Below are 2,872 nucleotides of genomic sequence, written 5' to 3'. Positions count from 1 at the left end.
GGCGGCCCGGCGCGCCCGGGCGCGCGGCGGTCCGCGGCCCCCGGAGGCCGCGCGAACCGCAGCGCCCGGCGGCGTGGCGGTCCAGTAACCATGCCCGCACCCCCGGTCCCGGCCGCGGAGACGATCCTCGTATCCCGGGCCTCGCATCCCGGGCCGTCACGCCCCGCGGCCCGGCCGCCGGTTCGGCACGGCGCCCCGCCGCAGGCCCTTGTCCGGCGGGCGGATTTCCGCTGCTGGCCGTGCCTGTCCCTGCCCTGTCCCGTCGCCTCGGCCGGCGTCCGGTGCCGCGGGCGGTACCGCTGCGGCGCCCGGACGGCCCGGCGATGGCGCGCCGCGGGCGCGTCTGGGGACCGCCACCCCGGGCCATGGATCAGCGCCGTGCCCGAGCATGGCCGCCAGGCCCTTCCCGCCCCGCGGCAGAGGATTCCGGGCAGTGACGCGATGTCGACATGCAGTCCTCGCGGCAGACGGGCACAGATGTCGCGTAGCGCACGCAAGCATTCGTCGGCCGCGGCGTTATGGCCGCTGCGGCAGCAGGCCGGTTGCGCCGCCGGCCCCTCAGACGCGCCCCGCGGCGTCCCCGTCCACAGTATTCGCCACGATGTCCCGCCGCAGGACCAGCGCGTCCGCCCCGTCGGCATAGTAACGGCGGCGCCGGCCGACCTCGGCGAAGCCCAGCCCGGCATAGAGCGCCCGGGCCGCGGCATTGCCCGCCGCGACCTCGAGGAACATCGCCGCCGCGCCGCGGGCCGCCGCGCCGGCCAACGCCGACGCCATCAACCGCGCGCCGAGGCCCTGCCGCCGGGCCGCGGGCGCCACCGCCAGCGTCAGGATCTCCGCCTCCCCGGCCGCGGCGCGGGCCAGCACCAGGCCCCGCCCCGGCTCCCAGGCGCCGAAGCCGCCGGTCATCTCGAGCATCAGGGCGATCACATCCGCGCCCCAGGCCTCGGCCGGCGGGAAGGCCAGGGCGTGCAGCGCGGCCAGCGCCCGGGCATCGGCCGGCGCGGCCGGCCGCAGCGCCGGCGTCACACCGGCTGGCCGGCCGGCAGGCGGACCGCCGGCGGCTCGACATAGAGCGGCCGGGCCGCCAGGGGCGGAAGGCGGCCGGCCAGGCGCCGGGCGGCGACCCGCGCCGCCGCGGCGGCCTCCGGCAGGCGGCAGTCGGTCGCCACCGCATCGGCGCCGCGGGCGAGGAGGGCGGCCGCCACCGCCTCGGCCGCATCGCCCACCAGGGCGACCGGCCCGGCGGGCAGCGGCAGGCCGGCGATGTCCTGCACCTCGGGCCCGCTGCCCGCCTCGGGCATCAGGCCGCCGGCGGCGAAGCGTTCCAGCACCACCCGGCCGCGGCGGTTGTCCACCACCGACCAGACGGCGCGGCCTCGGCGCTGGTCGGCCGGCAGGGCCTCGGCCAGCGCCTCGCCGGTGGTCACGCCCAGCAGCGGCACGCCGGCGGCCAGGGCGATGCCCTGGGCCAGCGCCAGGGCGGCACGGATGCCGGTGAAGCCGCCCGGCCCCACCACGGCGGCGACGGCATCGAGGTCGGCCGGCCGCGCGCCCGCGTCCCGCAGCACGGCCTGGACCATGGGCGGCAGCGCGGCGGCATGGCCGCGGTCGCCCGCCTGGCTGCGCTGGCCGCGCAGGACGCCATCGGCCAGCAGGGCGGCCGAGCAGCAGGCGAGCGAGGCATCGAGGGCGAGAATCCACACCGGATCGGCTTCCTGTCCCGGGCTTGGGCGTCGCGGGATCACGCCGTCGGGCCGCAGCCCATGGCGCGCCGCTCCGGCATCCGGCGCACCATCCTAGCGCTCACGAAGACGTGACGCCACGGTAGACATTCTACGATCGACAACGCGCCCGGCGCGCAGACGTCGTGCCCGCCGCCCGCACATCAGAGCGAGAGCTCGATCATCACGGGCACATGGTCGCTGGCCTGCGGCCAGCCGCGCGCCGGCTTCAGCACGGCATGCCGCGTCAGCGCCCCCGCCAGGTCCGGGCTGACCCAGAGATGGTCCAGCCGCCGGCCGCGGTCCGAGGCTTCCCAGTCCCGCGCCCGGTAGGACCACCACGTGTACAGCTTCTCCTCCGGCGGGACGAAATGCCGCAGCGCGTCGTGCCAGCCGCCGGCGCGCATCCAGCCGGTCAGCGCCTCGACCTCCACCGGCGTGTGGGAGACGACGTCGAGCATCTGCCGGTGCGACCAGACGTCGTTCTCCAGCGGCGCGATGTTGAGGTCGCCGACCAGCACGCTGCGCGGCTTCGCCCCGCGCGCCGCGGACCAGGCCGCCGCCTCGGCGACGAAGTCCAGCTTGTGGGCGAATTTCGGATTGGCCACGCGGTCCGGCGTGTCGCCGCCGGCCGGGACGTAGAAATCATGCAGCTCCAGCGGGCCGCCCGGCGCGTCCAGTTCCACCGCGATGTGCCGGCAATCGCCCTTGCCGCACCAGTCCGGGTCGCCGTCCCGCGGCACGAAGGGCAGGCGGGACAGCACGGCGACGCCGTTGTAGCCCTTCATCCCCCGGTGGGCGATGTGCGGGAAGCCGAAGGCCCGGATGTCGTCGAGCGGAAAGAGCTCGTCCGGGCATTTCGTCTCCTGCAGGCAGAGCACGTCGGGGTCGAGCGCCTTGACCAGCTCGGCCAGCAGCGGCCGGCGCAGGCGGACGGAGTTGATGTTCCAGGTGGCGATGCGCAGCGGGCGCTTCGCCCGCCCGGACGCGGCAGGGGCGGCTGGTTTCGGTCGTGGCGGCATGGGGCAGGACTGCCATGTCCGGCGGCAGCCGGAAAGACCCGCCGCCGGCCCGGCCCTGCGCGGCGTGGCGCCGCAGGGCCGAGGGTGGGCGGCCGCCCCGGGCGGCCGGTGGCCCCGCCCGGGGAC

Annotated in this window: 3 protein-coding genes; all 3 read right to left on the bottom strand. The window is 77.6% G+C overall.

The window, feature by feature from the left end; translation table 11 throughout:
• Window positions 1-558 precede the first annotated feature (558 nt).
• Entirely contained in the window at window positions 559-1,029 is a 471-nt protein-coding gene (locus tag E2C05_RS30695) for a GNAT family N-acetyltransferase (protein ID WP_240046965.1), read from the bottom strand.
• On the bottom strand, window positions 1,026-1,706 hold the full coding sequence (gene tsaB, locus E2C05_RS30690; protein ID WP_158292480.1) for a tRNA (adenosine(37)-N6)-threonylcarbamoyltransferase complex dimerization subunit type 1 TsaB: 681 nt from the start codon (window positions 1,704-1,706) through the stop codon (window positions 1,026-1,028). Before tsaB ends, E2C05_RS30695 begins: the two co-directional genes overlap by 4 nt.
• Before the next feature lie 182 nt (window positions 1,707-1,888).
• Window positions 1,889-2,746, bottom strand: coding sequence for an exodeoxyribonuclease III (locus tag E2C05_RS30685; protein ID WP_133223403.1), 858 nt, complete (start codon window positions 2,744-2,746; stop codon window positions 1,889-1,891).
• Window positions 2,747-2,872: the final 126 nt, after the last annotated feature.

This window comes from Paracraurococcus ruber, from assembly GCF_004353985.1.
GTDB lineage: Bacteria > Pseudomonadota > Alphaproteobacteria > Acetobacterales > Acetobacteraceae > Paracraurococcus > Paracraurococcus ruber.
Note: the sequence above shows the minus strand (reverse complement) of the source record. Positions and strands in the feature narration are given on the sequence as shown.

Excerpts from the sequence above, each read along its gene's own strand:
- E2C05_RS30685 (WP_133223403.1), bottom strand. The coding sequence starts at position 2,746 with ATGCCGCCACGACCGAAACCAGCCGCCCCTGCCGCGTCCGGGCGGGCG.